Consider the following 6,194-nt stretch of genomic DNA (forward strand, 5'->3'; position numbering starts at 1 on the left):
CTCAGCTTTGGCGGAACCTTTACAATCAAGTGTACGTGGTCACTTTGGACGCTGAGCTCGACGACCTCACATCCCAACTGAGCACAGTAAACTTGAATACACCGATAGACTTCTTTCCCTACATTATTTCTCAATATCCTAAATCGGTACTTGGGCGTCCAAACTATGTGATATTGACACCGCCAAAATACGTGTGATGCTTGCTTGTATCTGCTCATGTTATTTGTCCTTTTGACTTCGCTAAAAATCAAAGGCGCATTTAGCATGAGCGGGTCTTCAGGCAAAGCCTCACCGGATGATAACCACCTACTGAAGTAGGTGGTTTAGGGCCGAAAACCAAAAAAAGAGGCCGAAGCCTCTTTTACGATGGGATGTGAGTGGGTAATTAGTAAACAGACAACTAAGCGCCGAGCAATAGCTTGTCGTCGTCTAGCTCATCGCCGTCACCTTTGGCCTTGGCGAACAAATCCAGCAGGTCCTTCACTTCGCAGTTAGCCCGCTCATCACCGCTTAGATCAAACACCACTTTGCCCTCATGCAGCATGATGGTGCGGTTGCCATAATCCAGCGCTTGGCGCATCGAGTGGGTCACCATCATCACGGTCAGTTGCTTCTCGGCAATGATCTGCGAGGAGATGTCCATGATCAGCGCGGCGGTCTTCGGGTCGAGCGCAGCGGTGTGCTCATCCAGCAATAAGATGGTGCTGGGTTGCAAGGCCGACATCAGTAGACTCACCGACTGGCGCTGACCGCCCGAAAGTAGGCCCATCTCTGCATCCAAGCGATCTTCCAGCCCCAGATTCAAACGCGCCAGCTGCTCTTTAAACAGCTCCCGCAACTTGCCATTAAGGGCGGGTTTGAGCTTACCGCGCGATCCACGGCCGTAAGCCAGCGCCATGTTCTCCTCTACGGTCAGGTTGCCGCAGGTACCCGCTAGGGGGTCTTGGAACACCCGGGCGATGTCTTTGGTGCGGGCAGTGGCCGGTAGCCGGGTGACCTCGCGCTCATCGAAGAAGATCTTGCCTTGGGTGCTGCTCACATCGCCAGCGATAGCATTCAATAAGGTCGATTTACCCGCGCCATTGGAGCCAATCACGGTAACAAACTGACTCTTGTCTATGCTCAAGTCGACACCGCGCAGTGCCAACTTCTCGGTAGGCAGTCCGCGGTTAAAGGTTACATGAAGATTTTCACAGCGGATCATTGCTTACCCTCCCTGGCGTGCTTGGCCTTCCACTCTCTGCGCAACTGCGGAAAGACTAAAGCCAGCCCCACTAGTACTGCGGTAATCAAATTCAGATCCGACGCGGTAAAGCCCAGGAAGTCGGCATTCAGCGCCGCCGAGACAGCGATACGGTAGAGCAAAGAGCCAACAATACAGCTCAGCACAATCACCACCATCGAGCGCGAGGCAAACAGCGACTGGCCGATAATCACCGCCGCCAGACCCACCACAATGGTACCGATGCCCATGGTGGAGTCGGCGAAGCCATTGGTTTGCGCAAACAGCGCACCAGCCAAGCCCACTAAGCCATTAGATAGGGCCAGGCCAACATAGACCTTCTCCTTCACCACAATCCCGTTGGCCTGCGCCATACGGGTATTGGCGCCCACCGCACGCATCGCCAAGCCGTACTGGGTGTTAAGGAACCAAGCAACCGCCAGCCCCACCACTATCGCGCACACTGCCACAAACACCACTTTTAGGTACATGTTCTCAAGGGGTAGTGACTCGAAGGGGGTTAACACCGTCGGCTCCATAATAAGCGCCACATTTGGCTTGCCCATCACTCTTAGGTTGATGGTATACAGCGCAGTCATGGTCAAGATACTGGCCAGCAGATGCAGGATGTTAAAACGCAGGTTAAGCCAGGCAGTCACCAAACCCGCAGCGCCGGCCGCTAAGGTGCCCAGCAAGGTGGCCAGATAGGCGTTATAGCCCAGCACAATCAAGGTGGCGGTAACCGCTGCCCCCAAGGTAAAGCTACCGTCAACGGTCAGGTCGGGAAAGTCCAAGACCCGAAAGGTCAGGTAGACACCGATGGCGACCAGCCCATAGATAAAGCCGATCTCCAAGGTGCCAAAAAACGCAAACAACGACATCTTTCTACCCTAGTCGATAACCTTGTTGGCACGTGCAAGCACCGCGTCAGGGATGCTCACGCCCATGCGCTTGGCAATCTTCGGGTTCACGTACAAGTCAGTGCCCTCTGCCATTTTCACGTCGATGTCACCGGGGTTTTCACCGGCCAGAACCTTCAAGACCAGCTCACCAGTTTGACGGCCCAGCGCCGCATAATCGTAGCCAACCGCGGCCACAGCGCCACGCTCAACCGAGGCGGTATCAGCGGCAAATACAGGCAGTTTGGCGTCGATACCCACTTTTACTACCGACTCAAAGGCGGAGATAATGGTGTTGTCGGTGGTGGCGTAAACCGCGTCGACCTTGCCCACCAACTGCTTGGTGGCAATCATCACATCCGAGGATTTTGGCGCTGCGCTCTCAACTACTTCAATGCCTTGGGCTGCAGCCGCCTGCTTCATCGCCTCAACGATGGCAACCGAGTTGGCTTCGCCTGGATTGAAAGGAATGCCGAGACGTTTTAGATCGGGCAAGAACTCGCGGATCAGCGCCAGATGCTGCTCCACGTTAACCATGTCCGACAGGCCGGTCACATTGCTGCCGGGGGCAGTTAAACTGGGTACGACTTTAGCGCCGATGGGGTCGGTAACTACTGAGAATACAACGGGAATGTCTTTGCTGGCGGTAACCGCAGCCTGCGCCGATGGGGTGGCAATCGCTACGATCACATCGGGCTTCTCACCCACCAGTTTGCGAGCGATCTGCGCGGCAATCGCCGGTTGGCCCTGGGCACTTTCGTAGGTGAACTTGAGCTTGTCGCCACTGTAGCCATTCTCTTCCAGCACGGCTTTTACGCCATCGCGTACCGCGTCTAAGGCAGGGTGCTCAACGATCGCCGTGGTTGCCACATAGGCAGGTGCAGCCGATGCGCCGGCAGCGAACAAAGCGGTGGCCATCGCCACCCCCTGGAAAAGGGAGGATAACTTCATGGTAATTCCTTTTACTTGCTGTGTTTGTAAGTTGTTTTTTGCCCTGGCCTTCATCGAAGATGAAGCAGATATACCCAAACAACCTCAAGATGCTTAGGTATAAGCCTATTGAGCAAAAAACTGACAGCGGATTATCCCATTATTCGTGGCAATAAACAGCTGGCTTTTGCAGAAAACAGGCTGAAGGTTTGATCCTCGTTACAAGTTTCCAGGGCGTATAATCGGTTTGCTTAGCCGTGCGTCACTTGGCCGCCCAAGCAGAGGTATTTTAGGTTCAGGTACTCGTCCAGCCCTTGCCGCGCCCCTTCCCGGCCAAGCCCGGAATGCTTCACGCCGCCAAAGGGAGCCACCTCGGTGGAGATGATGCCTTCGTTAACTCCAACCATGCCATACTCCAAGGCCTCTGCCACCCGAAACACCCGCTGGATGTCGCGGCTGTAGAAGTAACTAGCCAGGCCATATTCGCTGTCATTGGCCATTGCTATCAGCGCTTGCTCGTCACTAAAGCGGATAATCGGCGCGACTGGGCCGAAAATCTCTTGGCGCACAATCGCCATATCATGGCTTACATCTCTTAGCACGTGTGGCGCGAGTAATAGTCCGCTGTGGCTTGGTGGAGCGCCCACCAATTGCGCGCCTTGCTCGAGCGCCTCGTCAATCAAAGACAGCACCTTGTCCTTGGCGGCCTGATTAATCAGCGGGCCAATGGCTACCTCGGGGCTGAGGCCATCTCCCACCTTCAATGCGCTGGCAGCTTGAGCAAATTTGTCGACGAACTCTTCGTAGACCGCATCATGCACATAAAAGCGGTTGGCGCAGACACAGGTTTGCCCAGCATTGCGAAACTTCGAGGCAATCGCGCCCACCACCGCGGCGTCGATGTCGGCATCATCAAATACGATAAAGGGCGCATTGCCGCCAAGCTCCAGTGAACAGCGTTTGACATCGCTGGCCACCTGCTCCAGTAGCAGCTTGCCCACTGCGGTTGAGCCGGTAAACGAGAGCTTGCGAATCAGCGGATGCGTACAGAATACCTCCCCGACCTGCTGCGGGGTTTCACCGATGACCACCTGCAACAAGTCCTTGGGGATCCCCGCTTGATAGGCTAGCTCGGCGATGGCCAAGGCTGACAGCGGGGTATCTTCGGCCGGTTTGATCAGCATGCTGCAGCCCGCGGCCAATGCTGGCGCAGCCTTACGGGTGATCATCGCTATCGGGAAGTTCCAAGGAGTAATCGCGCAGGTCACGCCAACCGGCTGCTTGATGGTCATGATGCGTTTATCCGCCCCCGGAGCGGGGATGGTTTCGCCGTAGGCTCGCTTGGCTTCCTCGGCAAACCATTGGATAAAGCTAGCGCCATAGAGCACCTCGCCAAGCGCTTCGGCCAAGGGTTTACCCTGCTCCAGTGTCATCAAGCGCGCTAAGTCCTGCTGGTTATCGAGCAGTAGCTGATACCAGGCAAAGAGTATCTCCGAACGTTGCTTGGCAGGCAGCTTGGCCCATGCAAGCTGTGCCTGATGGGCGCGTTCAACCGCTTGATTAAGTTGCTGCGTATCCGTGGTGGGCACGGGGGCCAGAAAGGCGCCGTTAGCCGGGTTAAAAACCGGCAGACCTGAACCTTGGTCGGACGATGTTGCGGATAGTAGCGTTCGGTTGGCGATCCCTTGCATGGTGCATCCTGTCAGTAAGCCTAAACACTACTGACCTTAATCACCAAATCCCGCGCTTGCAAGCCGCCCTGTGGGTAGGGCGATAACCGCTAGTAGTTCACACCCGCTGGTTTAATGTTTTCCAAGGCATGCTGGCTACAAGGTGTTACCCCAAATACCATACCGCATTGTGGGCAGCTGGCACTAAAGGTTGCCATGGTGAACTCCGACTGGCACTCGCAGCTAATCTGATAGCTCTGCTTCATCGGCTTGTCAGCCAGCCCTTTTACGCGCAGGCGATCGATAATCGCCTTGCCATCGCTATGATCGGTTCCACATCCACAAGACATCGTTTCTTTCCTCTTTACAGTTTTTCAAGCGCTGACACAGAACGCCGAGCACTAATCTGCAACCATTGTCCGAGATAGCCACGCTATCGTTCTTGGCTTGCATCAACAAATTGCTAGCTGAAAGTAATTACTGTTAAATTAAGGCCTGAGTTGCTGTTAACACACATGGAATCATCGTGAAACTCATTGCTTATCTACCTGTTATCTGGCTTTCGCTTAGCGGGTTGTTGCTAAGTGGCTGTAGCCATACACCGAACGACGTGTACACCGAAGGTGAACCGCTGCGCCGCGAGCATCTACTGGCGGAAGGTGCCCACTTTAATGGCAGTACCCTGTCGTCCTATCCGGATATCTCCGCTTACAAGGTCAAAAAGCTCGATGCCTTTCTGCTAACCCAGTTACAGCTGCGCTATGGGCAGAGCGTGCAAGCCGATACCTCAACAGCCGGGTCTCCCCGCTTTGTGATCAGCTATCACATAGAGAGCGACCAAATCACCAAGAACCACCATCAGCACAAACAGAGCGAGTGCTTTAGCGCCCATCGCGAGATGAACGTGCGCTTGGAGGTACTCGACAGCCAAAGCCATGAGCTAGCGTGGAGCGGTAACTTGGCTAGGGGCTTGAGCAATCAAAACTGTATCAGACCAAGTGGCGGTGAAACCGGCCTGCTCGGCGGTCTGGCCCAGTCCTTGGGATGGGCTGGCGAGGATAAGGTCAGCCAGGCCAGTGCAAAGTATCCCTCTCCGCCCAGCTCACAGCGGGTTGGTGAATGGGTGCTGAGCGGCTTGTCGTCATCCCTGCCCTAGACCTTATTCAGGACGGGTCACAGATGTAAAAAATCCACCTGCTGAGCAGGTGGCTTTGACACGGCCCCCTAGAAGGGGGCTCACCTATACTACTGCATTTCTAGTGACATCTGACGTTCTTGCTCTTCTTTCTCTACCTTGTCTTGATGCCTGACATACCGCCTGATTATGTCTTCGTTCGCCCCAACGGAGTCAACGAAGTACCCTCTTTCCCAAAAGTGATTACCCCACAGTTTCTTCTTTCTCAAGTAAGGAAACTTCGCAAACAACCTAATCGCGGTTCTTCCTTTCACGAAGCCTACATACTCTGAAACACT

General features: G+C 54.7%; 8 protein-coding genes. 1 reads left to right on the forward strand and 7 read right to left on the reverse strand.

The window, feature by feature from the left end; genetic code table 11:
• From tnpA (G461_RS25950) to G461_RS0114340, 6 genes are all read right to left on the reverse strand, one after another.
• Window positions 1-218 (reverse strand): IS200/IS605 family transposase (gene tnpA, locus G461_RS25950; protein ID WP_157360275.1); only part of this gene is annotated, 218 nt, incomplete at its 3' end.
• A gap of 182 nt (window positions 219-400) precedes the next feature.
• Entirely contained in the window at window positions 401-1,204 is an 804-nt protein-coding gene (locus tag G461_RS0114315; protein ID WP_026972348.1) for an ABC transporter ATP-binding protein, read from the reverse strand.
• Window positions 1,201-2,103, reverse strand: a complete 903-nt coding sequence (locus tag G461_RS0114320) for an ABC transporter permease (RefSeq protein ID WP_026972349.1) — start codon at window positions 2,101-2,103, stop codon at window positions 1,201-1,203. Before G461_RS0114320 ends, G461_RS0114315 begins: the two co-directional genes overlap by 4 nt.
• A gap of 9 nt (window positions 2,104-2,112) precedes the next feature.
• Window positions 2,113-3,072, reverse strand: coding sequence for an ABC transporter substrate-binding protein (locus tag G461_RS0114325; RefSeq protein WP_026972350.1), 960 nt, complete (start codon window positions 3,070-3,072; stop codon window positions 2,113-2,115).
• A 230-nt stretch (window positions 3,073-3,302) separates the two neighbouring features.
• On the reverse strand, window positions 3,303-4,742 hold the full coding sequence (locus tag G461_RS0114335; RefSeq protein WP_026972351.1) for an NAD-dependent succinate-semialdehyde dehydrogenase: 1,440 nt from the start codon (window positions 4,740-4,742) through the stop codon (window positions 3,303-3,305).
• 89 nt (window positions 4,743-4,831) lie between these two features.
• Complete coding sequence (locus G461_RS0114340) at window positions 4,832-5,071, reverse strand: hypothetical protein (RefSeq protein ID WP_026972352.1); 240 nt, start codon at window positions 5,069-5,071, stop codon at window positions 4,832-4,834.
• A 176-nt stretch (window positions 5,072-5,247) separates the two neighbouring features.
• Here G461_RS0114340 and G461_RS0114345 point away from each other — a divergent pair, with 176 nt between their 5' ends.
• Window positions 5,248-5,877 carry a hypothetical protein gene (locus tag G461_RS0114345; RefSeq protein ID WP_026972353.1) on the forward strand — a complete coding sequence of 210 codons (630 nt, stop codon included), beginning with the start codon at window positions 5,248-5,250 and terminating at the stop codon, window positions 5,875-5,877.
• Between the two features lie 89 nt (window positions 5,878-5,966).
• Here the strand turns inward: G461_RS0114345 and tnpA (G461_RS0114350) are convergent.
• A partial coding sequence (gene tnpA, locus G461_RS0114350; protein WP_026972354.1) for an IS200/IS605 family transposase occupies window positions 5,967-6,194 on the reverse strand: 228 nt, incomplete at its 5' end.

Source organism: Aliagarivorans marinus DSM 23064, assembly GCF_000429485.1.
GTDB classification, from domain to species: domain Bacteria; phylum Pseudomonadota; class Gammaproteobacteria; order Enterobacterales; family Celerinatantimonadaceae; genus Aliagarivorans; species Aliagarivorans marinus.

What these genes read in the sequence shown, in the direction of transcription:
- G461_RS0114335 (WP_026972351.1), bottom strand. Translation starts at nt 4,742, where the DNA reads ATGCAAGGGATCGCCAACCGAACGCTACTATCCGCAACATCGTCCGAC.
- G461_RS0114320 (WP_026972349.1), bottom strand. Translation starts at nt 2,103, where the DNA reads ATGTCGTTGTTTGCGTTTTTTGGCACCTTGGAGATCGGCTTTATCTAT.
- G461_RS0114315 (WP_026972348.1), bottom strand. Translation starts at nt 1,204, where the DNA reads ATGATCCGCTGTGAAAATCTTCATGTAACCTTTAACCGCGGACTGCCT.
- G461_RS0114340 (WP_026972352.1), bottom strand. Translation starts at nt 5,071, where the DNA reads ATGTCTTGTGGATGTGGAACCGATCATAGCGATGGCAAGGCGATTATC.
- G461_RS0114325 (WP_026972350.1), bottom strand. Translation starts at nt 3,072, where the DNA reads ATGAAGTTATCCTCCCTTTTCCAGGGGGTGGCGATGGCCACCGCTTTG.